The 357-nt window shown below is 56.9% G+C and carries 1 protein-coding gene; it reads left to right on the plus strand.

Translation table 11 applies throughout. The features are described from left to right. Positions 1-320, plus strand: a 320-nt coding sequence (locus tag SB753_RS35445; RefSeq protein WP_410804747.1) for a hypothetical protein, incomplete at its 5' end; no start/stop codon positions are given. Positions 321-357 lie beyond the last annotated feature (37 nt).

A 357-nucleotide genomic window follows, 5' to 3' on the forward strand; every position in this document is an offset into this window, starting at 1 on the left:
GCGTCTTGTCATCCGCGTTCATCCCGCTCCTGATGCATTCGAGAAGATCGACTGAATGCATCATCCATTTCCGCTTACCCGTGTCATCCGATGGCGAGCGATTCATCCTCGCAGCGGTGGAACTGGTTGTTGATGGTTTCGATGTCGAACTGGTGTGGTCCCGAATTGAAGGACGCCACGCGACGTGCGTCGTGCCGTATGAAGTCGTTGAATCGTTCCTGAATGCGCTGCTTGATGCTCTGCTCTTCGCTTCCGGGCAAGGGCAGCAGCCAGTTCACTTTTGCGCAGACGAAACAAAACCTCCACGCCCGCGACGATAGCGGTGCGTGGAGGCAGGTGTGACGCAAGACCTGCTGC

This window comes from Paraburkholderia sp. SIMBA_053 (assembly GCF_046534895.1).
GTDB lineage: Bacteria > Pseudomonadota > Gammaproteobacteria > Burkholderiales > Burkholderiaceae > Paraburkholderia > Paraburkholderia caledonica.